The organism is Simplicispira metamorpha, assembly GCF_004341365.1.
Classification (GTDB): Bacteria; Pseudomonadota; Gammaproteobacteria; order Burkholderiales; family Burkholderiaceae_C; genus Simplicispira; species Simplicispira metamorpha.
This window is the reverse complement of record NZ_SLXH01000007.1, coordinates 1-22,897: the sequence shown is the minus strand read 5'-3', so window position 1 is coordinate 22,897 and position 22,897 is coordinate 1. Positions and strand designations below refer to the sequence as shown.

General features: G+C 65.7%; 21 protein-coding genes and 1 tRNA gene. 15 read left to right on the top strand and 7 right to left on the bottom strand.

Annotated features, from left to right (window positions below; translation table 11 throughout):
- Window positions 1-4: 4 nt before the first annotated feature.
- From EV674_RS05310 to EV674_RS05300, 3 genes are read right to left on the bottom strand one after another with little or no spacing between them, the layout of a single operon-like run.
- A complete protein-coding gene (locus EV674_RS05310; RefSeq protein WP_119013005.1) occupies window positions 5-832 on the bottom strand; it encodes an ABC transporter substrate-binding protein in 828 nt (275 codons plus the stop codon).
- A complete protein-coding gene (locus EV674_RS05305; RefSeq protein ID WP_241524916.1) occupies window positions 829-1,557 on the bottom strand; it encodes an ABC transporter ATP-binding protein in 729 nt (242 codons plus the stop codon). Before EV674_RS05305 ends, EV674_RS05310 begins: the two co-directional genes overlap by 4 nt.
- Window positions 1,558-1,577: 20 nt before the next feature.
- Window positions 1,578-2,315: an ABC transporter permease gene (locus EV674_RS05300; RefSeq protein WP_119013007.1), complete on the bottom strand. Its 738-nt coding sequence runs from the start codon at window positions 2,313-2,315 to the stop codon at window positions 1,578-1,580.
- A 49-nt stretch (window positions 2,316-2,364) separates the two neighbouring features.
- Here EV674_RS05300 and EV674_RS05295 point away from each other — a divergent pair, with 49 nt between their 5' ends.
- The 3 genes from EV674_RS05295 (at window position 2,365) to EV674_RS05285 (ending at window position 6,116) form a co-directional block, all read left to right on the top strand.
- Window positions 2,365-3,492, top strand: coding sequence for a substrate-binding domain-containing protein (locus EV674_RS05295; RefSeq protein ID WP_119013008.1), 1,128 nt, complete (start codon window positions 2,365-2,367; stop codon window positions 3,490-3,492).
- A gap of 213 nt (window positions 3,493-3,705) precedes the next feature.
- Window positions 3,706-4,308, top strand: a complete 603-nt coding sequence (locus tag EV674_RS05290; RefSeq protein ID WP_119014759.1) for a TRAP transporter small permease subunit — start codon at window positions 3,706-3,708, stop codon at window positions 4,306-4,308.
- 14 nt (window positions 4,309-4,322) lie between these two features.
- Window positions 4,323-6,116: a TRAP transporter large permease gene (locus EV674_RS05285; RefSeq protein ID WP_119014758.1), complete on the top strand. Its 1,794-nt coding sequence runs from the start codon at window positions 4,323-4,325 to the stop codon at window positions 6,114-6,116.
- Between the two features lie 103 nt (window positions 6,117-6,219).
- Here EV674_RS05285 and ppc read toward each other — a convergent pair whose 3' ends face one another.
- Window positions 6,220-9,027, bottom strand: a complete 2,808-nt coding sequence (ppc, locus tag EV674_RS05280) for a phosphoenolpyruvate carboxylase (RefSeq protein WP_119014761.1) — start codon at window positions 9,025-9,027, stop codon at window positions 6,220-6,222.
- Window positions 9,028-9,130: 103 nt separating this feature from the next.
- On the opposite strand from ppc, the gene hemC reads away from it, so the two are divergent.
- The 10 genes from hemC to galU all read left to right on the top strand — a co-directional run bounded on the left by hemC (window position 9,131) and on the right by galU (window position 20,250).
- Window positions 9,131-10,087, top strand: coding sequence for a hydroxymethylbilane synthase (gene hemC, locus EV674_RS05275; RefSeq protein ID WP_119014757.1), 957 nt, complete (start codon window positions 9,131-9,133; stop codon window positions 10,085-10,087).
- Between the two features lie 8 nt (window positions 10,088-10,095).
- On the top strand, window positions 10,096-10,902 hold the full coding sequence (locus EV674_RS05270) for a uroporphyrinogen-III synthase (RefSeq protein ID WP_119014756.1): 807 nt from the start codon (window positions 10,096-10,098) through the stop codon (window positions 10,900-10,902).
- Window positions 10,899-12,035 carry a uroporphyrinogen-III C-methyltransferase gene (locus EV674_RS05265; protein ID WP_119014755.1) on the top strand — a complete coding sequence of 379 codons (1,137 nt, stop codon included), beginning with the start codon at window positions 10,899-10,901 and terminating at the stop codon, window positions 12,033-12,035. Before EV674_RS05270 ends, EV674_RS05265 begins: the two co-directional genes overlap by 4 nt.
- 22 nt (window positions 12,036-12,057) lie before the next feature.
- Window positions 12,058-13,335 (top strand): heme biosynthesis protein HemY, encoded by a 1,278-nt coding sequence (locus tag EV674_RS05260; RefSeq protein WP_119014754.1) that lies wholly within the window; start codon window positions 12,058-12,060, stop codon window positions 13,333-13,335.
- A 204-nt stretch (window positions 13,336-13,539) separates the two neighbouring features.
- On the top strand, window positions 13,540-14,124 hold the full coding sequence (locus EV674_RS05255) for a cytochrome b (protein ID WP_119014753.1): 585 nt from the start codon (window positions 13,540-13,542) through the stop codon (window positions 14,122-14,124).
- A gap of 54 nt (window positions 14,125-14,178) precedes the next feature.
- Window positions 14,179-14,754 carry a YceI family protein gene (locus EV674_RS05250; RefSeq protein ID WP_119014752.1) on the top strand — a complete coding sequence of 192 codons (576 nt, stop codon included), beginning with the start codon at window positions 14,179-14,181 and terminating at the stop codon, window positions 14,752-14,754.
- A gap of 50 nt (window positions 14,755-14,804) precedes the next feature.
- On the top strand, window positions 14,805-15,383 hold the full coding sequence (locus EV674_RS05245) for a YceI family protein (protein ID WP_119014751.1): 579 nt from the start codon (window positions 14,805-14,807) through the stop codon (window positions 15,381-15,383).
- Between the two features lie 131 nt (window positions 15,384-15,514).
- Window positions 15,515-16,141 (top strand): VOC family protein, encoded by a 627-nt coding sequence (locus tag EV674_RS05240; RefSeq protein ID WP_119014750.1) that lies wholly within the window; start codon window positions 15,515-15,517, stop codon window positions 16,139-16,141.
- Window positions 16,142-16,316: 175 nt separating this feature from the next.
- A complete protein-coding gene (locus EV674_RS05235; RefSeq protein ID WP_119014749.1) occupies window positions 16,317-19,235 on the top strand; it encodes a valine--tRNA ligase in 2,919 nt (972 codons plus the stop codon).
- Window positions 19,236-19,353: 118 nt separating this feature from the next.
- A complete protein-coding gene (gene galU / locus EV674_RS05230) occupies window positions 19,354-20,250 on the top strand; it encodes a UTP--glucose-1-phosphate uridylyltransferase GalU (protein ID WP_119014760.1) in 897 nt (298 codons plus the stop codon).
- A gap of 16 nt (window positions 20,251-20,266) precedes the next feature.
- Here the strand turns inward: galU and EV674_RS05225 are convergent, their stop codons facing one another.
- From EV674_RS05225 to cysM, 3 genes are all read right to left on the bottom strand, one after another.
- Window positions 20,267-20,494 carry a sulfurtransferase TusA family protein gene (locus EV674_RS05225; RefSeq protein ID WP_119014748.1) on the bottom strand — a complete coding sequence of 76 codons (228 nt, stop codon included), beginning with the start codon at window positions 20,492-20,494 and terminating at the stop codon, window positions 20,267-20,269.
- A 27-nt stretch (window positions 20,495-20,521) separates the two neighbouring features.
- A complete protein-coding gene (locus tag EV674_RS05220) occupies window positions 20,522-21,091 on the bottom strand; it encodes an NUDIX hydrolase (RefSeq protein WP_119014747.1) in 570 nt (189 codons plus the stop codon).
- Window positions 21,092-21,163: 72 nt separating this feature from the next.
- Window positions 21,164-22,066: a cysteine synthase CysM gene (cysM, locus tag EV674_RS05215; protein WP_119014746.1), complete on the bottom strand. Its 903-nt coding sequence runs from the start codon at window positions 22,064-22,066 to the stop codon at window positions 21,164-21,166.
- Window positions 22,067-22,104: 38 nt separating this feature from the next.
- Between cysM and EV674_RS05210 the strand changes: the two genes are divergently transcribed.
- Window positions 22,105-22,189: transfer RNA gene (locus EV674_RS05210), tRNA-Leu, on the top strand.
- A 184-nt stretch (window positions 22,190-22,373) separates the two neighbouring features.
- Window positions 22,374-22,897: tyrosine-type recombinase/integrase (locus EV674_RS05205; RefSeq protein WP_132750372.1), on the top strand; the 524-nt coding region annotated here is incomplete at its 3' end.

The window sequence follows — 22,897 nt, the reverse complement described above, 5'->3', positions numbered from 1 at the left end:
CCCGTTATTTGCCCGCGTTCGGAAAGAACAACTGCTCGCCACCGATCTGGTAGCTGGCAATGGTTTTCTGCCCGGCGGGCGAGACGATCCAGTCCACGAACTTCTGCGCTTCTTGCACCTTGACGTGGGGGTGTTTGGCCGGGTTGACCACCATCACGCCGTACTGGTTGAACAGGCGCGTGTCGCCCTCGACCAGCACGGCCAGGTCGGCGCGGTTCTTGAAGTTGAGCCAGGTGCCCCGGTCGGCCAGCACGTAGGCGCCGCTGGAGGCAGCGATGTTCAGCGCCGGGCCCATGCCGCAGCCGCATTCCTTGTAGCCCTTGCCCTTGGCCGCATCGGGGCTGGAGAGCTTCCAGTAGCGCAGCTCGGCGGCGTGTGTGCCGCTCTTGTCGCCGCGCGAGACGAATTCGGTGTTGCTGGTGGCGATTTTTTGCAGGGCGGCCACGATGTCTTTGCCGCGCGTGCCTGCCGGGTCCTGCTTGGGGCCGATGAGGATGAAGTCGTTGTACATCACGGGGTAGCGCTGCACGCCCCAGCCGTCGGCCACAAATTTTTCTTCGGCCACCTGGTCGTGGACGAAGAGCACGTCGGCATCGCCCCGGCGCGCCATGTCCAGCGCCTGGCCGGTGCCCACTGCCACCACTTTGACGTCAATGCCGCTGGCCGCCTTGAACGCGGGCAGCAGGTGCGAGAACAAGCCCGATTGCTCGGTGGACGTGGTGGACGCCATGTGGATGCTTTGCGCCCAGGTGGTGCTAGATGCTATCAATACAATAGCTGTAAGCGCTTTTTGTGTAAGGGCTAGCGGCTTAAAACACTGGTAATTCTTCATACTTTTTCTCCTTGAACAAACAACGCGGCGGCCTGGGGCAAGGGGCCATTGAAAAAATCGTGCACCGGCAAATCGGCCAGCACGCAGCCATGCTCCAGGTACACCACGCGACTGGCCAGGCGCTTGACCTGGCCCAGGTTGTGGCTGCTGAACACGGTGGTGACTGGGTGCGCGGGGCCAGCGCTGGCGTGGCTGGCGGCAAAGTCGGCCATCAGCGCCTCGACCTCGCGCTTGGCGTGGGGGTCGAGGCTGGCGGTGGGCTCGTCCAGCAGCAGCACATCAGGCCGCAAGGCCCAGGCGCGGGCCAGGGCCAGGCGCTGCTGCTGGCCACCCGAGAGCGTGCGCGCGTTTTGCTGTGCCACGGCCTGCAAGCCCACGCGCTGCAACGCCGTACGTGCCTGCACCTTGGCATCGCGCCAGGCGGTGCCGCGCAGCCACAGCCCCAGCACGATGTTGTTTTGCACGCTGGTGCGCAGCATGTGCGGGCGCTGAAACAGCATGGCCTGGCGCAGTGCGCCGTCCTGCTGCACCTGCCCACTGCTGGCGGGAACCAGCCCGTGCAGCACGCGCAGCAAGGTGCTTTTGCCACTGCCATTGGAGCCCACCAGCGCCACGCGCTCGCCTTGGGCAATGCGCAGCGTCACGCCAGAGAGCGCGCTCACGCGGCCATATTGCACGCCCACGGCCTGCAAGTTCCACACCACGGCAGGTGCCGGGCTGTGCATGGGGGGGGGCAGGTCGGCCCTCATGCGGCCACCCCCAGCGTGGCATCCAGGGCTGCGCCATCGCGGCGCTCGCGCCAGCGCCGCAGCAGGGCAATCAGCACGTTCAGCGCCAGCACCACCACCAGCAAAATCAGGCCCAGCGCCAGGGCCAGGGGCAAGTCGCCCTTGCTGGTTTCCAGGGCGATGGCGGTGGTCATGACGCGGGTAAAGCCGTCGATGTTGCCGCCCACGATCATCACGGCGCCCACCTCGGAGATGGCGCGGCCAAAGGCGGCGATCAGCACCGTCAGCAGCGCGTAGCGCTCATCCCAGGCCAGCAGCACGCCGCGCACCAGGGTGCCTGCGCCCAAAGAGCGCAACTGCTCGCCGTGGGCGCGCTCGGCGTCTTCAATGCTCTGGCGCGTCAGTGCCATCACCACGGGCAGCACCAGCACCATCTGCGCCAGCACCATGGCCTTGAAGCTGAACAGCCAGCCCCACGAGCCCAGCGGCCCCCCGCGCGAGAGCAGCAAATACACCCCCAGCCCGACCACCACCGAGGGCACCGCCAGCAGCGTGTTGAGCAGCGCCAGCACCGCGCCGCGCCCGGCAAAACGCGCCACGCCTAGCCACGCGCCCAGCACCAGCCCGGCGCCACAGGCCAGCAAGCAGGCCGTAGCGCTGACCGAGAGGGAGCGGCCCACGATGGCCCACAGGGCGGTATCGGAAGAGGCGATCAATTGCAGCGCCGTCGCAGCGCTATCGAGGATGGTGGACATGGGTCGGCTATCGTATGCACCGCAACAATGTCCAGCGATATGACTTTCCGTGCATAGGATCCAGCTCCACTACACCATCAGCCGCGACGCGGGCGACGCCCTGGCCCGCAACCCCCTGCCTGAACTGCTCCAGGCAGTGGCCCGCGAGGGCTCCATTTCGGGTGCGGCGCGCGCGCTGCAACTGTCGTACCGCCATGTCTGGGGCTCGCTCAAGCGCTGGGAAGACCAGCTCGGCGGCGAGCTCATCGTCTGGGGCAAGGGCCAGTCGGCGCAGCTCAGTCCGTTTGGCACCAAGCTGCTGTGGGCCGAGCGCCAGGCCCAGGCGCGGCTGGCGCCGCAGATCGAAGCCCTGCGCGCCGATCTGGAGCGCGCCTTCGCCGTGGCCTTTGATGCCAATGCCCATGTGCTCACCCTCTACGCCAGCCACGACGATGCGCTGGCTGCGCTGCGCGCCTGGGCCGCCACGCCGGGCAGTGACGATGCGGTGCATCTGGACATCCGCTTCACCGGCAGCGTGGACGCCATCCGCGCCCTCAATGAGGGGCGCTGCACGCTGGCGGGTTTTCACACGCTGGAGCAGCCCGACGCCGACTCGCTGGCCGCGCGCACCTACCGCCCCCTGCTGCAGCCCGGCCTGCACAAGCTCATTGGCTTTGCCCGGCGCACGCAGGGGCTGATCGTGGCGCCGGGCAACCCGCTGGGGCTGCATTCGCTGGGCGATGTGGCGCGCAGCGGGGCGCGGTTTGTCAACCGCCCGCTGGGCTCGGGCACCCGTGTGCTGCTGGACGACCTGCTGGCCCGGGCGGGCCTGGTGCCCGAGGACATCACCGGCTACGCGCAGCACGAACCCTCGCACGGGGCGGTGGCGCAGGCGGTGGCGGCGGGCAGCGCCGATGTGGGCGTCGGCATTGAACTGGCGGCGCGCATGCGCGGCCTGGACTTTGTGCCACTGGTGCAAGAGCGCTACCACCTGGCCTGTCTGCAATCGGCGCTGGAGCAGCCCGCCATGCAGGCCTTGCGTGCATTGCTGCAAACCAGTGCCTGGCAGCAGGAGATGGCCAGCATGGCGGGCTATGCGCCGCTGCACTGCGGCGAAGTGCTGTCCATGAGCCGGGTGCTGCCGTGGTGGAAGTTTGCCCGGCGCAAGCCGGAAAACAAGGGTCAAAAAGCACTCTAAGGCATATGTAGCAAGCGCCAGCAGCTATTTTTTTTGAGCCTTAAAATCGCCCCCTTTGCGGGATAACACCGTCACGCCAGCGCTTGATTTGCGTCAGACTCTGGCCCCAGTGGCGCACACCTATCGCGCACTACTCACCAGGCCCGTGGCACCCCCGCGGGCCTTTGGCGTTTGCCACCCAATCTTGTTATCGCTGGATTTCTCGGAGAGCACATGCAAGCCTTACTCAGACTATCGCGGGCCATTGACTGGCTCAACAGCCAGGTGGGCAAATATGTCCTCTGGCTCATCCTGGCCTCCACCGTCATCAGCGGCATCAATGCGGTGGTGCGCAAGGTCTTCAACTACAGCTCCAACGCGTTTCTGGAAGTGCAGTGGTATCTGTTCGCAGCGGCCTTTTTGCTGGCGGCGGGCTACACCTTGCTGCAAGGCGAACACGTCAAGGTGGACGTGGTCTCGAGCCGCTTGTCCAAGCGCGCGCAAATCTGGATCGACATCCTGGGCTTTGGGCTCTTTCTCACGCCCGTGTGCCTGGCCGTGCTGTGGTACGGCGTGCCATTCTTTGTGCAGGGCTACCAGTCGGGCGAAATGTCCAGCAACGCGGGCGGCCTGATCCGCTGGCCGGTGTACGCCATGATTCCACTGGGCTTCACGCTCTTGCTGCTGCAAGGCTGGTCAGAGCTGATCAAGCGCCTGGCCTTTTTGCAGGGCCTGATTGACGACCCCACCGCCAAGAAAACCGAGAAAACGGCCGAAGAAGAACTGGCCGAATCCATCCGCCGCCTGGCCGAGGCCGCCAAAAGCAACGCCCACTGAGCACCGAGCCCACCATGGAATTTCTCACCCACAACATCGCGCCGATCATGTTCGGCGGCCTCATCGTCTTTTTGCTGCTGGGCTTTCCGGTGGCCTTCAGCCTGGGCGCCTGCGGGCTGTTCTTTGGCTTCATCGGCATTGAGCTGGGCCTGCTGCCCGAGGCGCTGATGCAGGCGCTGCCGCTGCGCGTGTTCGGCATCATGCAGAACGAAACGCTGCTGGCCATCCCGTTCTTCACGCTCATGGGCCTGATCCTGGAGCGCAGCGGCATGGCCGAAGACCTGCTCGACACCATCGGTCAGCTGTTTGGCCCCATTCGCGGCGGCCTGGCGTTTGCCGTGATTTTTGTCGGCGCCTTGCTGGCGGCCACCACCGGCGTGGTGGCGGCCTCCGTCATCTCGATGGGCCTGATCTCGCTGCCCATCATGCTGCGCTATGGCTATGACCGGCGCATTGCCACCGGCGTGATTGCGGCCTCGGGCACGCTGGCGCAGATCATTCCGCCCTCGCTGGTGCTCATCATCCTGGCCGACCAGCTGGGCCGCAGCGTGGGCGATATGTACAAAGGCGCTTTCTTGCCCGGTTTCATGCTGACAGGTCTGTACGCCGTCTTTGTGATGGCCTTGGCCATTTTCAAACCCACCTGGGTGCCAGCACTGCCGCCCGAGGCACGCACCATCCGCGAAGACAACGGCAAGGCGGGCTTGCCCTCCTTGCTGGTGCTGACCGCGCTGTGTACCGCAGTGGCTTTGTACCTGTCCAAGCACATGGTGGCCGTGCACTCCTGGTGGCAGGGCGAGGCCGTAGAGCAGGTGGCGCTGGACGAAACCGTGGTGGTGTCCATGTGCGCAGGCGTGACGCTGGCGTTTGTGGTGGCGGTGATCAACAAGGTTTTGCGCCTGGGCCTGCTCTCGCGCATGGCCGAGCGCGTCACGTTCGTGCTGATTCCGCCCCTGCTGCTGATTTTCCTGGTGCTGGGCACTATTTTCATGGGTGTGGCCACGCCCACCGAAGGCGGCGCCATGGGCGCGCTGGGGGCTTTCGTCATGGCCAAGCTGCGCGGGCGCCTGAGTGGCTCGCTGCTCAAACAGGCCCTGAACACCACCACCAAGCTGTCGTGCTTTGTGGTGTTCATCCTGATCGGCTCCACCATTTTTGGTCTGGTGTTCCAGGGGCTGGACGGCCCGCGCTGGGTCGAGCACCTGCTGGGCAACCTGCCTGGCGGTCAAACGGGCTTTTTGATCGTGGTGAACATCATGATCTTCTTCCTGGCGTTCTTCCTGGACTTCTTTGAGCTGTCGTTCATCGTGGTACCGTTGCTGGCGCCGGTGGCGGACAAGCTGGGCATTGACCTGATCTGGTTTGGCGTGCTGCTGGCCGTGAACATGCAAACCTCGTTCATGCACCCGCCATTTGGTTTTGCGCTGTTCTTCCTGCGCAGCGTGGCGCCCACCCAGGCCTACACCGACAAAGTGACCAAGAAGCTGGTGCAGCCCGTCACCACCATGCAGATTTACTGGGGCGCCGTGCCCTTTGTGCTGATCCAGATTGTCATGGTCGGCCTGATCATTGCCTTCCCCGGCATTGTGTCGAGCAACATGGACAAGGCGGCGGTGTACGACATGGACCAGATTCGCCTGCAAATGGAGGCCGAAATGCAGCCCTCCGAGCCGCCGCAAGACGAATTGGCGCCCGAACCCCAGGACGGGGCAGACCCGGCCAGCCCCGCGCCCGAGGCCGATGGCGCCAGCGCCGAGGACGACCCGCTCAAGGCCGCCCAGGACGCCATCAACGCCGAGAAGAAGTAACGCTGCTGTAGCCGCCAGACAACCTGTCTGCGGCGGCACTGCACAAAAAAGGCCCTGCGATGCAGGGCCTTTTTTTTACGCCCCGCGCTGGGCCGTGCGGGGCTCAGCCCGTGTTGCGCAACCCGGCGGCAATGCCGTTGATGGAGATGTGGATACCCGTCTGCACCCGCTCGTCGCCCTGGCCTGCGCGCCAGCGGCGCACCAGCTCCACCTGCAAATGGTGCAGGGGGTCGATGTACGGAAAGCGGTGTTTGATGGAGCGTGCCAGCGCCGTGTTGTGCGCCAGGCGCTGCTTGTCGCCGGTGATGCGCACCAGGGCGTCGGTGGTGCGGTGCCACTCGGCCTCGATGGCGCCAAACACTTTTTTGCGCAGCGCGGCGTCCTGCACCAGCTCGCTGTAGCGCGAGGCCAGCGCCAGATCGCTCTTGGCCAGCACCATGTCCATGTTGGACAGCAAGGTGTTGAAAAACGGCCACTGGCGGTACATCTTGCGCAGCAGCGCCAATTGCGCCTTGGGGTCTTTGCCGGGGGCATGCAAGAACGCCTCGACGGCGGCGCCAAAGCCGTACCAGCCCGGCAGCGTCAGGCGGCACTGGCCCCAGCTGAAGCCCCAGGGGATGGCGCGCAAATCCTCAATCTTCTGGCTGGGCTTGCGCGAGGCCGGGCGCGAGCCGATGTTCAGCTCGGCCACCTCGCGGATCGGCGTGGAGTTGAAGAAATAGTCGGTGAAACCGGGGGTTTCATAGACCAGCGCGCGGTAGGCCGCCATGCTGTCCTGCGACAGCTGCGCTGCCGCCGACAAAAATGCGGGCGTGGCCGGCTTGGTGGGCTGCAACAGCGTCGCCTCCAGCGTGGCGGCGACCAGCGTTTCCAGGTTGCGTCGGCCAATTTCGGGGTTGGCGTATTTAGAGGCAATCACCTCGCCCTGCTCGGTCAGGCGGATTTGTCCGCGCACCGTGCCCGGTGGCTGCGCCAGGATGGCCTGGTAGCTGGGGCCGCCGCCCCGGCCCACCGTGCCGCCCCGGCCATGGAACATGCGCAGCCGGATCGGCGTGGCCCCGACGCCCTGCGAGAGTTCATCAAACAGCGCCACCAGTGCGATCTCGGCGCGGTACAACTCCCAGTTGCTGGTGAAGATGCCGCCGTCCTTGTTGCTGTCGGAGTAGCCCAGCATGATGTCTTGTTCGCCGCCGCTGCGGCGCACCAGCGCGGCCACGCCGGGCAGGGCATAGAAGGCGCGCATGATGGGCGCGGCGTTGCGCAGGTCTTCGATGGTTTCGAACAGCGGCACCACGATCAGGTCGGCGTGGGCCGGGGGGGCTACGTCCTCCAAAGTGCCGCGCACCAGGCCCACCTCTTTTTGCAGCAGCAGCACTTCGAGCAAGTCGCTCACGGTTTCGGTGTGGCTGATGATGTAGTGGCGAATGGCCTGGGCGCCGTAGCGCTGGCGCATCTGCAAAGCGGTTTCAAAAATGGCCAGCTCACTCTGGGTGTGCTCGCCATAGGCGGCGCCCATCACGCGCAAGGGGCGTGCGTCTTGCAACAGGCGCATGAGCACGGCGCATTTCTCGGCCTCGTCCAGCGTGGCGTAGTCGGGGGTGATGCGGGCCACGGCCAGCAGTTCTGCCACCACGCGCTCGTGCTGGTCGGAGCTTTGGCGCAAATCCACGGTGGCCAGGTGAAAGCCGAACACCTCCACCGCACGGATCAGCGGGTGCAGGCGCTCGGTGGCCAGCGCGGCGCCGTGGTGGGCCTGCAATGAGGCGTCGATGGTGCGCAGCTGCGCCAAAAATTCTTCGGCGTTGGCGTAGGCGTTTTGTGGCGCCACGGCGTGGCGCGCAGCCTCGCCGCCGCTGAGCGCTTGCAGCGTGGCCGCCAGGCGCGCGTAAATGCCGGTGAGCGCGCGGCGGTAGGGCTCGTCCAGCCGGTGCTCGTTGGTGTCGGGCGAGCTGGCGGCCAGGGCCTGCATCTCGGGCGATACGCCCACCAGGCGCGCCGACAGCGACAAATCACCGCCCAGCAAATGCACTTCGGTCAGGTAGTGGCGCAGCGCCACTTCGCTTTGGCGGCGCAGTGCCTGCACCAGCGTGTCGGCGCCCACGTTGGGGTTGCCATCGCGGTCGCCGCCAATCCACTGGCCCATGCGCAAAAAGCTGTGTACCTGCTGCACGCCCAGATCGCGTTCCAGGTCGGCGTAAATGCGCGGAATCTCACGCAAAAAGGTCGCCTCGTAGTAGCTCAGGGCGTTTTCGATCTCGTCGGCCACGGTCAGCTTGCTGTAGCGCAGCAGGCGCGTTTGCCACAGCTGGGCCACGCGGGCGCGCAGCTGGGCTTCGTTGGCGGCCAGGGCGCGCGGCGTCAGGGCATCTTTGGCGCTGTTGTAGAGCTGGGCGCGTTCGATCACATCGTCGCGCACGGTCAGCAGCTGGGCGATGTCGCGTTCGGCATCCAGAATGCTTTTGCGCTGCACCTCGGTGGGGTGGGCTGTGAGCACGGGGGCCACGTAGCTGCTGGCCAGTGTGTCTGCTATTGTTTTGGGAGCTATTCCCGCCCAGCGCAGGCGGGCCAGGGCCACTTCGATGCTGCCTTCCTGGGTGTCGCCTGCGCGCTCGCGGATGGTGCGGCGGCGGATGTGGTGGCGGTCTTCGGCCAGGTTGGCCAGGTGCGAAAAATAGGTGAAGGCGCGGATCACGCTGACCGTCTGGTCGGCCGTCAGCCCTTTGAGGAGTTTTTTCAGGGCGCGCTCGGCCTCGTGGTCGGCATCGCGCCGGAAGGCCACAGACAGCTGGCGCACTTGCTCGATCAGGTCGAACGCGGCCACGCCCTCTTGCTCGCGGATGACGTCTCCCAGAATGCGCCCCAACAGGCGGATGTCTTGGATCAAGGGCAGGTCTTTGTCGATTTTTTTCACGCTCACGCAGTGTCTCCTGGGGTATCGCAGCAGCGGGGGAGGGGAGGGTGGCTGCGACGGCGCAAGATGCTAGCATTCCCCGCTTCCTTTGCTACCCGAGACGATGCCCGTGAACCCGCACCCCTCCCCCCTCGTGATCGCCACGCGCGAAAGCCGCCTGGCCCTGTGGCAGGCCGAGCATGTGCAAGCCCTGCTGCGCGCGCGCGGCCACACCGTGTCGCTGCTGGGCATGACCACGCTGGGCGACCAGATTCTGGACCGCAGCCTGAGCAAAGTCGGTGGCAAGGGCCTGTTCGTCAAAGAACTGGAAACCGCGCTGCAAGATGGCCGCGCCCAGCTGGCCGTGCATTCGCTCAAAGATGTGCCCATGGAGCTGCCCGAAGGCTTTGCCCTGGCCTGCGTGATGGAGCGCGAAGACCCGCGCGATGCCTTTGTCTCGCCCACCTTTGCTTCGCTGGCCGAGCTGCCCCACGGCGCGGTGGTGGGCACCTCCAGCCTGCGCCGCCAGGTGCTGTTGCAGGCGCTGCGCCCCGATCTGCGCATTGAGCCCCTGCGCGGCAACCTGGATACGCGCCTGCGCAAGCTCGATGAGGGCCAGTACGACGCCATCGTGCTGGCGGCGGCAGGGCTCAAACGCCTGGGGCTGGATGCGCGCATCCGCACCATTTTTGATCCCACCGAGATGCTGCCCGCTGCGGGCCAGGGCGCTTTGGGCATTGAGGTGCGCACGGCCCGCTACGACCTGATTGAGGCACTGGCGCCGCTGGCGCACTGGCCCACCTGGCTTACCGTCACTGCCGAGCGTGCCGTCAGCCGCAGCATGGGCGGCAGTTGCTCCATGCCGCTGGCTGCCCATGCGCGTCTGGAGGGCGATCAACTGCACCTGGACGCCGCCTGGGGCGACCCCGAAGGCCGTATCCCCTTGGTGCGCGCCCACGCCGCAGGCACCGTGCTGACGCTGGAGCAGGCCAACGCCCTGGGCCAGGCCGTGGCGACGCAACTGCGCGCAGGCGGTGCCATCGGCGTGGCGGGCGCCGCCGACAGCGCCAGCGCGGGCTGACGCGGCCCATGCCGGTGCCGCGCACCCTCGTCACCCGCCCCGAGAGCGAGGCCGCGCCCTGGGTGGCCGCGCTGCAAGCGCGCGGCCTGCGGGCCCAGGCCCTGCCGCTGATCGCCATTGCCGCCCCCACCGATGCCGCCGCGCAGCAAGCCCTGCACACCGCGCGCCAGCACATCGCCCGCTATGACGCCGTCATGGTGGTCAGCGGCAATGCGGCGCAGCACTTCTTTGATCAAAAAACGGCTCTGGCCCTTTCTGGGTGCGCGCAAGCAGCTATCAAAACAAGAGTGTGGGCGCCCGGCCCCGGCACCGCCCGCACGCTGCAAGCACTGGGCCTGGATGCCGCCTGCATTGACCAACCCGCCGCCGATGCCGTGCAGTTTGACTCCGAAGCCCTGTGGGCGCAGGTGCAGGGCCAGATCACGCCCGGCGCGCGCGTGCTCATCGTGCGCGGTGCCCAGGCGGGCGATGCCCCCGCAGGCAGTGGCCGCGATTGGCTGGCGCAGCAACTGCGCACAGCAGGCGCCGCAGTGGACTGGGTGGCTGCCTACACACGCGCGGCACCGCAATGGACGCCCGCACAGCACGCCCTGGCACAGCAAGCGGCCAGCGACGGCACGCTGTGGCTGCTGAGCAGCTCGCAGGCCATTGCGCATTTGCGCGCCGCCTTGCCTGCGCAAAGCTGGCAGGCCGCCCGCGCCCTGGCCACGCACCCGCGCATCGCGCAGGCCGCGCGCAGCGCCGGATTTGGCAGCGTGCAGGAATGCCGCCCCACCCTGGAGGACGTTGCCGCCTCGATAGAATCGGCGCCATGAGCTCCGCGCCTTCCCCCGACTTGCCCGCCGCCGCCCCCCCTGAGGCGGCGTTTGCTGCGGCAGCGTCGGCAGCGGCGCCCGCACCCTCGGACGCCCCCGGCACTGCACCGGCCAGCAAGGTTGTCCTCTACACCATGGCCGCCCTGGCCACCGTGGCCGTGGCAGGCCTGGCCAGCAGCGCCCTGCTGTGGCAAAAACTCAGCACCATCCAGGAACAACTGGCGCGGCAAAGCGCTGATGCGGGCACGCAGGCCATTGAGGCGCGCACCATCGCCTTGCAAGCCCAAGAACAAGCACGCGATACCGCCACGCGCGTGACCGTGGCCGAAACGCGCCTGAACGAAGTCGCCTTGCAGCGCAGCCAGCTTGAAGCACTGATGCAAAGCCTGTCGCGCTCGCGCGATGAAAATCTGGTCGTCGATATTGAATCGGCCCTGCGCCTAGCGCAGCAGCAAGCCCAGCTCACCGGCAGCCTGGAGCCGCTGGTGGCCACCCTCAAAAGCGCCCAGCAACGCATAGAGCGTGCCGCCCAGCCCCGCCTGGCGCCGCTGCAGCGTGCCCTGGAGCGTGACCTGCAACGCATCACCAGCGCCAGCGTGACCGACACCGCCGGGCTGCTGGCCCGCCTGGACGATCTGGTGCGCCAGGTGGACGACCTGCCCGTACAAAACGCCGTGGCCCAGGCCGCCGCCACGCGCCGCCTGCAAGCGCGCCACGCCACCCACGATGCCGCACAGGCTGCGTCCGGGGCAGCGCAGGCTTGGTGGCAAACCGCCCTGCAACGCAGCTGGGAGGTGGTGCGCGACGAAGTGCGCGGTCTGGTGCGCGTGAGCCGCATCGACCAGCCCGAAGCCATTTTGCTGGCGCCCGACCAGGCATTTTTTCTGCGCGAGAACCTCAAGCTCAAGCTGCTCAATGCGCGCCTGGGCGTGCTGGCGCGCCAGTTTGATTCGGCCCGCGCTGATCTGGCTGCGGCCAGTGCGGCCATCAACAAATACTTCGACCCGGCATCGCGGCGCACCCAAAGCGCGGCCACGGTGCTGCAACAAGCCCAGGCGCACCTGAAAACCGCTGAACTGCCGCGCCTGGACGAAACCCTCTCTGCCCTGGCCACGGCAGCGGCCGGGCGCTAACGCGCGCAAGGAAATCTGCCCCATGCGTGCAGCCCTCTGGCTCCTGGCCCTGTTTGGCATCGCGGTGGCTTCGGCCCTGTTTGCGGGCAACAACCAGGGCACCGTCACCCTGTTCTGGCCGCCCTACCGGCTGGATTTGTCGCTCAACATGGTGCTGCTGCTGCTGGCACTGGGCTTTGTCACGCTCTATGCCGCACTGCGCGCCCTGGCCGCACTGCTGGCGCTGCCACACGAAGCGCGCCGCTGGCGTCTGCAACAAAAAGAGCGCGCCATGCACGCTGCCTTGATGGACGCGGTGGCCCAGTTCATGGCCGGGCGCTTTCTGCGCTCGCGCAAAGCTGCCCTGGCCGCGCTGGCCCAGGAAGGCGCACTGGCCCAGGCGGGCGAGGCCGTGCCGCATGGCCGCCAGCTGCGTGCCCTGGCCCACCTGGTGGCCGCCGAAGACTCGCAGGCCCTGCAAGACCGCACCCAGCGCGAGCACCACCTGGAGCGCGCCCTGGAGCACGCCCCCCAACACGGCACCGCCCACGAACAGGAACTGCGCGAAGGCATACAAATGCGCGCCGCCCGCTGGGCGCTGGAAGACCGCGATGCCCGCACCGCGCTGCAATGGCTGGCCAGCCTGCCCCAGGGCGCCGCGCGGCGTACGCTGGCGCTGCGCATCAAACTCAAGGCCAGCCGCCACGCCCACCAGACGCAAGACGCCCTGGACACCGCCCGCCTGCTGGGCAAGCACCGGGCGTTTTCTGCGGCGGCCGCGCAAAGCATCGTGCGCGGGCTGGCCATGGAGCTGATCGACGGGGCGCACGACCCCGCGCAGTTGCAGCAAGTCTGGCAATCGCTGGAAAACAGCGAGCGCGCCATGCCCGAGCTGGCCGTCCACGCTGCGCAGCGCCTGGCCAGCCTGGGCGGCGAGCGCGCGCTGGTGCGCCACTGGCTGCTGCCCGCATGGCAGCAAATGGTGGACAACCCCGGCGCGCTGGCCGGGCCCCATGCCCTCAAGCTGGTGCGCGCCCTGGAGGCCGGGCTGGACGCGCTCGATGCCCCCTGGTTGGCGCGCATAGAAACCGCCGCCCAGGCCAACCCGCGCGATGCCCGTTTGCAGTACCTGGCGGGCATGGCCTGCCTGCAACGCCAGCTGTGGGGCAAAGCCCAGCAGTTGCTGACCCAGTCCACCCAGCAATTGCAAGATGCCAGCCTGCGCCGCAGCGCCTGGCAACGCCTGGCCGAACTGGCCGAGCAGCGCGGCGACAGCCACGCCGCCGCACAGGCCTGGAAAAGCGCCGCCCTCGCAGACTGACGCCTGCACCAGCGCCCCCCCAGGCAGCAGGGGCGCACACCTGCCATGCACGGAATTTGAACTTTTCGGCCCGCAGTGCATTCAATTTCTTTGAAGCAAAACGTCAATTCCATTGGAACTGGAAGAAGCGTCTGCTTTCTACACTGCCTCTAACCACGAATATTTGCCGCGTCCCGAGCGCTGGCCATTGGAACCACACACACCATGCCATCCACTTCCACCCCGCCATCCACCACGGCGCGCTACAGCACCACCGCCATCGTCCTGCACTGGCTGCTGGGGCTGTCGCTGATGGCGCTTTTGGGTGTGGGCCTGTACATGACCGGCCTGCCGTTTTCGCCCCAGCGGCTCAAGCTCTACAACTGGCACAAGTGGGCGGGGGTGGCGATTCTGGCGCTGTCGCTGGCACGGCTGCTGTGGCGCCTGATGCACCGCCCGCCCGCCTTGCCCCATGCTGTGGCCGTGCGCATGCCCGGCTGGCAAAAAGCGCTCCACCATGGCACCCACCACCTGCTGTACGTGCTGTTCTTTGCCGTGCCGCTGACGGGCTGGGCCTACAGCTCGGCAGCGGGTTTTCCTATCGTCTTTCTGGGTGTGCTGCCGCTGCCCGACTTCGTGGCAGCAGACAAGGCGCTGGCCGAAGCCATCAAGCCTTGGCACGCCTACAGCGCCTACGCCCTGGCCACGCTGGCCGCACTGCACATTGCAGCGGCCCTCAAGCACCACGCCATCGACCGCGACGGCCTGCTGGCACGCATGTGGCCTGCGGGCAAGCGCACCGCGCACTGAACCAACTGCCGCCACCGTACTCAGACCCCCTCTTTACCTGCGTTGACCTTGCCCATGACCATCTTCTCTTTTGCTCCCGCCGTTGTGCTCAGCAGCCTGGCGCTGCTGGTGGCTGTGCCCGCCCACGCCCAGCAAGCATTGCAGCCTGCCCAAAGCAGCATCCAGTTCACCGCCAAGCAAATGGGCGTGCCGCTGGAAGGCCACTTCAAAAAATTTGGCGCACAAATCGCCTTTGACCCGGCCAAGCTGGCCACCAGCCGCATCGCCTTTACGGTGGACACCGGCAGCGCCACCCTGGGCTCGCGTGAAACCGATGCCGAGCTGCCCAAGCCCACCTGGTTCAACGTGCCCCAGTTTCCGCAGGCCACCTTCCAGTCCAGCAGCATCAAGGCGCTGGGCGGCGGCAAGTTTGACGTGGCGGGCAAGCTCACCATCAAAGGCCAGAGCCGCGATGTGACCGTGCCCGTGACGCTGACCCAGAGCGGCGCCACCACCACCGCCAGCGGCACGCTGGCCCTCAAGCGCCTGGCCTACAAGATTGGCGAGAACGAGTGGGCCGACACCTCCATGGTGGCCGACGATGTGCAAGTGCAATTCAAGCTCGCGCTGACCGGCGTGGGCAAGCTGTGATTTTTCCGATTTCTGTGGTTTCCATTCCCTTTGTTTCAGGAGTTTTTTTGATGCGCCAATCCCTTTTCGCCCTCGCCGCCATTGCCGCCACCCTGGCTACCAGCGCTGTGCAAGCTGCCCCCGCCGCTTATGCCATCGACCCCACGCACACCTTTGCCACCTTCGAGATCAGCCACTTTGGCGCCTCCGTGAACCGGGGCCGTTTTGACAAGAAGGAAGGCACTGTGCAGTTCGACAAAGCGGGCAAGAGCGGCAAGGTGGACATCACCTTTGACGTGGCCTCGGTCAACACGGGCACCGCCGCTTTCGACAAGCACCTGCAAAGCGCCGACATTTTTGACGTGGCCAAGCACCCCACGGCCAAGTTTGTCTCGGACAAGTTCCACTTCGAGGGCGACAAGGTCAAGTCCGTGGAAGGCCAACTGACGCTGTTGGGCAAGACCCAGCCCGTCACGCTCAAGGCCAACCAGTTTGCCTGCTACGACAGCCCCATGCTCAAGCGTGAAGTGTGCGGCGGCGACTTTGAAGCCACCATTGACCGCACCGCTTTCGGCCTGAACTACGGCGTCGATTGGGGCTTCCCGAAGAACGTGCGCCTGGTGGTGCAGATCGAAGCCGTCAAGCAATAAGCGCCTTTGCGCGCTTTCCCGCGCCAGCCAGCCCCACCGGGCTGGCTTTTTTTATGCCCGCTGGCAGCAAAAATTTCTTTAAGGTAAACTGATTACGTTTAGTGAAACCAACATCCCACCAGGAGACTTTGATGACCACTGCCGCCAAGCCCGATCTGGCCAGCCTGCCGCCCGCAGCCCCCGTCCAGCAGTTGCACCACTTCGCCTACAAGGCGCGTGATGCCGAAGAAACCCGCCACTTCTACGAAGACATTCTGGGCCTGCCGCTCTACCACATCATCCAGAGCGACTACGTGCCCTCTACGGGCGAATACTGCCCCTACACGCACTTCTTCTTCCGCCTGCAAGACGGCTCGTTCATCGCGTTTTTTGACATCGGTGACGACGTCAAGGCCGAGCCATCGCCCAACACGCCGCTGTGGATCAACCACGTGGCCTTCCGCGTCAACACCGTGCAAGAGCTGGAAAACACCAAGGCGCGCCTGGAAGCGCACGGCGTGGAAGTGCTGGGCGTGACCGACCACCACATCTTCAAGAGCATTTACTTCTTCGACCCCAACGGCATCCGCCTGGAGCTGGCCGCGCAAGTGGCCGATGCCGAGCAAATGGCCAAAGACAGCACCGTGGCCCACGAGCGCCTGAACGCCTGGACGGCACGCAAAGAGCAATGGCGCAAAGAGCGCGCCGAAGGCAAGGTGGACACGCTGCTCAAGCCCGAGACCAACGACCGCCCCGAGTTTGTGCCAGGTGCCGCCTGATTGCTATTTTTTTGATAGCTGCTTGCGCTTACCGCACAAGCGCTGGAGGCCAATTTGGCTTCAAATCTTGGCGCCCCAGAGGGCCGCGCGGACAGGCCGGTAAAATCGCCTGATACCGTCACCCGCCAACCAGACGGCATCCCTTGCAGGATGCCGTTTTCATTTGCCAAATCCCATGAGCGACACCCTCTCCCAACCCGGCCTTGCCAGTCTGTCCAAATCGTTTGAGCCCGCCGCGCTCGAAGCCCACTGGGGCCCCGAATGGGAGCAGCGCGGCTATGGCCGGGCAGGCGAGCGGGGCACCGGCACCGCCAGCGCCCAGGCACACGCACAAGGCCACGACTTTGCCATCCAGCTGCCGCCGCCCAACGTGACCGGCACGCTGCACATGGGCCATGCGTTCAACCAGACCATCATGGACAGCCTCACGCGCTACCACCGTATGCGCGGCTTCAACACCGTCTGGGTGCCGGGCACCGACCACGCTGGCATTGCCACGCAAATCGTGGTCGAGCGCCAGTTGCAAGAGCAGGGCATCAGCCGCCACGACATGGGCCCCACGCCCCCCGAGGCGCGCAAGAACTTCGTCTCCAAGGTCTGGGAGTGGAAAGAGCAATCGGGCAACACCATCACCACGCAAATGCGCCGCATGGGCGACAGCGTGGACTGGAGCCGCGAATACTTCACCATGGACGACAAGCTCTCCAAGGTCGTGACCGACACCTTCGTCAAGCTGTATGAGCAGGGCCTGATCTACCGGGGCAAGCGCCTGGTCAACTGGGATCCCAAGCTGCAATCGGCTGTATCCGACCTGGAAGTGGAGAGCGAAGAAAAAGACGGCTCGCTGTGGCACATCGCCTACCCGCTGAGCAGTGGTGAGGGCCAGCTGGTGGTGGCCACCACCCGCCCCGAAACCATGCTGGGCGACGTGGCCGTGATGGTTCACCCCGAGGACGAGCGCTACGCCCACCTGATCGGCCAGATGGTGAACTTGCCGCTGTGCGACCGCCAAATCCCGGTGATTGCCGACGACTACGTAGACAAAGAATTTGGCACCGGCGTGGTCAAGGTCACGCCCGCGCACGACCAGAACGACTACGCCGTGGGCCAGCGCCACCAGCTGCCCATGGTGTGCGTGCTGACGCTGCAAGCCACCGTCAACGACAACGCCCCCGAAAAATACCGGGGCATGGACCGCTTCGTGGCCCGCAAGGCCGTGGTGGCCGATTTGGAGGCACTGGGCCTGCTGGTCGAAGTGAAAAAGCACAAGCTCATGGTGCCCATTTGCACCCGCACCGGCCAGGTGATCGAGCCCATGCTCACCGACCAATGGTTTGTCGCCATGCGCAAAGTGGGCGAGGGCGACGCCACGGGCAAGTCCATCGCGCAAAAAGCCATTGATGCGGTCGATTCGGGCGCTGTGAAGTTTGTGCCCGAGAACTGGATCAACACCTACCACCAGTGGATGAACAACATCCAGGACTGGTGCATCTCGCGCCAGCTGTGGTGGGGCCACCAGATTCCCGCCTGGTACGACAACGAGGGCAACGTGTACGTCGCCAAGAACGAGGCCGAGGCCCAGGCCCAGGCGCCCGGCAAAACGCTGCGCCGCGATGAGGACGTGCTCGATACCTGGTATTCCTCCGCCCTGGTGCCGTTTTCCACCATGGGCTGGCCCGAAGCCGCGCAGAGCGCCGCCCCCGGCACCGACGGCCTGAGCGACTACGACCTCTACCTGCCCAGCACCGTGCTGGTCACGGGCTACGACATCATCTTCTTCTGGGTGGCCCGGATGATCATGATGACCACGCACTTCACGGGCCGCGTGCCGTTCAAGCATGTGTACATCCACGGCCTGGTGCTGGACGCGCAGGGCAAGAAGATGAGCAAGTCCGAGGGCAACGTGCTCGACCCGGTGGACTTGATCGACGGCATCTCGCTCGAACCCCTGCTGGACAAGCGCACCCAGGGCCTGCGCCGCCCCGAGACGGCGCCCAAAGTGCGCAAAGACACGCAAAAAGAGTTTCCCGATGGCATCCCGGCCTATGGCGCCGATGCGCTGCGCTTTACCTTCGCGGCGCTGGCCAGTTTGGGCCGCAGCATCAACTTTGACAGCAAGCGCTGCGATGGCTACCGCAACTTCTGCAACAAGCTCTGGAACGCCTCCCGCTTCGTGCTGATGAACTGCGAAGGCCACGATTGCGGCCTGGCCGCGCACGACGCCGCCGCCTGCACGCCTGGTGGCGATTACCTGGACTTCAGCCAGTGCGACCGCTGGATCACCTCGCAACTGCAAAAGGTGTCTGCTGACGTGGCCAAGGGCTTTGCCGAGTACCGCCTGGACAACGTGGCCAACACCCTTTACGACTTCGTCTGGAACGAGTTCTGCGACTGGTACCTGGAAATCGCCAAGGTGCAAATCCAGACCGGCACCGAAGCGCAAGCCCGCGCCACGCGCCGCACGCTGATCCGCACGCTCGAAGCCATCCTGCGCCTGGCCCACCCCATCATCCCGTTCATCACCGAAGAACTGTGGCAAAAGGTGGCGCCCGTGGCCGGACTGGCTGGCGAATCGGTCAGCATTGCCGCTTACCCCGAGGCCCGGCCCGAGAAAATCGACGAGGCCGCCATGGCCCACGTCGCGCGCCTGAAATCGCTGGTGGACGCCTGCCGTACGCTGCGCGGCGAGATGAGCGTCTCGCCCGCCGCGCGCCTGCCGATGTTCACCGTGGGCGACAGCGCCTTTTTGCGCAGCGCCGCACCCGTGCTGCAAGCGCTGGCCAAGCTCAGTGAGGTGAAGGTGTTTGACGACGAGGCCGCGTGGAGCCAGGCCGCCCAGGCCGCGCCCGTGGCCGTGGTGGGCGAGGCGCGCCTGTGCCTGCACATGGAAGTGGACGTGGCCGCCGAGCGCGTGCGCCTGGCCAAGGAAATCGCCCGCATCGACGGCGAAATCACCAAAGCCAGCGCCAAACTGAACAACGAAGCCTTTGTGGCCAAAGCCCCCGCCGCCGTCATCGACCAGGAGAAAAAGCGCGTGGCCGACTTTGGCGCCACCCTGGAGCGCCTGCGCGGCCAGCTGGCGCGCCTGGGCTGACATTTCCAACCATCAAAAATAATAGCTGTCAGCGCTCATCCATCCAGGGTTTCGGCATGAAAACCATGCCAAACCCTTGATGGACGTGCGTGAGCAGCACACTTTTCAGGAGCACAACATGCACGCCAGTCCCGTTCGCAAAGCCGTTTTTCCTGTCGCTGGCCTGGGCACGCGCTTTTTGCCCGCCACCAAGGCATCGCCCAAAGAAATGCTGCCGGTGGTGGACAAGCCGCTGATCCAGTACGCCGTCGAAGAAGCCTACGCCGCAGGCATCCGCCACATGATCTTCGTCACCGGGCGCAGCAAGCGCGCCATCGAAGACCATTTCGATACGGCCTACGAGCTGGAGTCCGAGCTGGAGGCGGCGGGCAAAGAAGCGCTGCTGACGCTGGTGCGCTCGCTCATGCCCTGCGACATGCACTGCGCTTTTGTGCGCCAGCCGCGCAGCCTGGGCCTGGGCCACGCCGTGCTGTGCGCCGAGCCGCTGGTGGGCAACGAGCCCTTTGCCGTGCTGTTGGCCGACGATTTGATGGTGGGCGAAAGAGGCCATGGCAGCAGCAGCCCCGGCGTGATGGCACAGATGACCGCCGCGTTTGCCAAGCAGGGCCGATCGATGCTGGCGGTGCAGGAAGTGCCGCTGGAGCAGGTCAACCGCTACGGCATCGTGGCGGGTGAGCCCGCAGGCGGCCCGCTGATACGCGTGGAGTACATCGTGGAAAAACCCACCCCCGAGAAAGCCCCCTCGCGCATGGGCGTGGCTGGGCGCTACATTCTGACGCCCGCCATTTTTGAAGAAATCCGCAGCCAGCCCAAAGGCGCGGGCGGCGAGATTCAGCTCACCGATGCCATCGCCCGCCTGATGGCGCACGAGGCCGTGTACGCCTTCCAGTACGCGGGCAAGCGCTACGACTGCGGCAGCAAAGAGGGCTTTCTGGAGGCCACCGTGGAGCTGGCCTTGCAGCACCCGCAAGTGGGCGCGCATTTCCGCGAGTACCTGAAGGGATTGGCGCTGTAAGCTGCGCCCGCCCGCTTCAGCGCCGGCGCAGCACGTGGATGTATTCCTCGCCCACGGTTTGCTGCTCTACCAGCTCGTTGCCGGTTTGCTTGGCAAACGCCTGGAAGTCGCGCAGTGAGCCGCTGTCGGTGGCCAGCACCTTGAGCAACTGGCCGCTGGCCATATCGGCCAGGGCCTTTTTGGCCTTCAAGATGGGCAGCGGGCAGTTGAGCCCGCGTGTGTCGATTTCCTTGCTGATGTCCATGGTGTGTCCTGGGCCGGTGTGGCCAACTTATTCGGTGCCGGTGCGCAGGGGCGGGGCCGCATCCACCGCCTCGCGCCGGAAAAAATCCACAAACTGCGGCTCGTGGCCGCGTGCGCGCAGCCATTCGGCCAGCGCGTAGCCGGTGCCTGCGGGCCAGTACTGCACGCGCGCGGGCTCGATCAGGCGGTACTCCAGCAGCTCGGGCGAGAGCCGCACCTGGCCGTGGGCTACGGCGTGGTAGGCAATGATGACCTGGTTCATGCGCTGGAAGTCGTACACGCCGATGAGCTGCAACGCGCTCACTTGCAGGCTGGTTTCTTCGGCAATCTCGCGCGTGATGCCCTCTTGCGGCGTCTCGCCCGCCTCCATGAAGCCGGTGATCAGCCCGAACGCCTTGCCCGGCCAGGCGGCGTTGCGCGCCAGCAGCACTTTGCCGTCCAGCTCGACGATGGCGGCCAGCACCGGCGTGGGGTTGTTCCAGTGCGTCCAGCCGCAGGTGCCGCAGCGCAGGCGCTCGACCTCGCCGCCATCCTCGGTCTGCACGATGCGCGCCAACGGCGCAGCGCAGTGCGTGCAAAAGCGTGTTTCGTACTGCATGGGATGATTATTTTGATAGCTGCCAGCGTCCGCCCCGTAAGGGTTGGAGGCACTTTGGACTGCACATTTGCATCAGGCCGGAAATACGCCGGTAGAGAGGTAGCGGTCACCCCGGTCGCAGACCACAAAGGCGATGGTGGCGTCGTGCTCGCGCGCGGCGATTTGCTGCGCCACCCAGCAGGCACCTGCCGCCGAGATGCCCGCAAAAATGCCTTCCTCGCGCGCCAGGCGGCGGCACATTTCTTCGGCATCGTCCTGGCTGACCAGCACCAGCTCATCGACGGCGCGCGGGTCGTAAATGGCGGGCATGTAGGCCTCGGGCCACTTGCGGATGCCCGGAATGCGCGAGCCCTCTTGTGGCTGCGCGCCCACCACGACCACGTTGGGGTTTTTTTCCTTCAAAAAGCGCGATACGCCGGTGATGGTGCCCGTGGTGCCCATGGCCGAGACAAAGTGTGTGATGCGCCCGCCGGTTTGCTCCCACAGCTCGGGGCCGGTGGTTTCATAGTGGATGCGCGGGTTGTCGGGGTTGGCGAACTGATCGAGCACCCGGCCCTTGCCCTGCTTGACCATGCTGTCGGCCAGGTCGCGCGCGTATTCCATGCCGCCGCTTTTGGGCGTGAGCAGCAGCTCGGCGCCAAAGGCTTTCATGGTCTGTGCGCGCTCGATGGACAAATCCTCGGGCATGACCAGCACCATGCGGTAGCCCTTGATGGCGGCGGCCATGGCCAGCGCAATGCCGGTGTTGCCCGATGTGGCTTCGATCAGCGTGTCGCCGGGGCGGATATCGCCGCGCTCCTCGGCCCGCTGGATCATCGACAGCGCAGGCCGGTCTTTGACCGAGCCCGCCGGGTTGTTGCCTTCGAGCTTGCCCAGAATCACGTTGTTGCGCGCCGCGTTGTCCTGCGCACCGATACGCTGCAAGGCCACCAAAGGCGTGCGGCCAATGGCATCTTCAATAGTCGGATATTTCATGCGCGTACTGTGCCATAATTCGTGACTTCACAAATACCGCCCGGGTGGTGAAATTGGTAGACGCAGGGGACTCAAAATCCCCCGCCGCAAGGCGTGCCGGTTCGATTCCGGCCCCGGGCACCATATGACGGTATCAGGCCATGTCAGGCCACATCAAAAGCCCCTTGCTCCATAGGCAACGGGGCTTTTTCTTTGCTCCAAGCCGTGTCACGGGGCATCATGGCATCCCAACATTTTGTTGGTAGTTCTGTTGGTATTAGGCGCATACCGGCAAACCACATACCAACAAACCACCCAAGGATGCACCGTGGCCCTGACCGACACCTTCACCAAGACCGCCAAGCACAGTGGCAAACCGGCAGGCGATAAGCACAGCGACGGTGGGGGCTTGTACCTGCACGTCACGGCTGCGGGCAAATACTGGCGCATGGCCTACCGAATGCACGGCAAGCAAAAGACGCTGGCCGTTGGTGTCTATCCGGCGGTGTCGCTGGCCCAGGCCCGCGAAGCCCGCAAGCGCGCCAAGGAGCAATTGGCCCAGGGCACCGACCCCAGCACCGCCAAGCGCGAAGAAAAAGCCGCCCGCGCTGCCCAGGCGGAAAACACCTTCGAGGCCGTGGCGCTGGCATGGCTCAAGGCGACGGCGGCGCAGCGCACCGAAGGCACCAGCGAGCGCGCCCACACTTGGCTCCACCGTGACGTGTTCCCGACCCTTGGGCGCAAACCCATGGCAGATATTGGCCCGCGTGATGTGCTGGCCGTGCTGAAAAAGATTGAGGCGCGCGGCGCAGTGGATACCGCCAGGCGCGTGGGGCAGACCGTGGGGCAGGT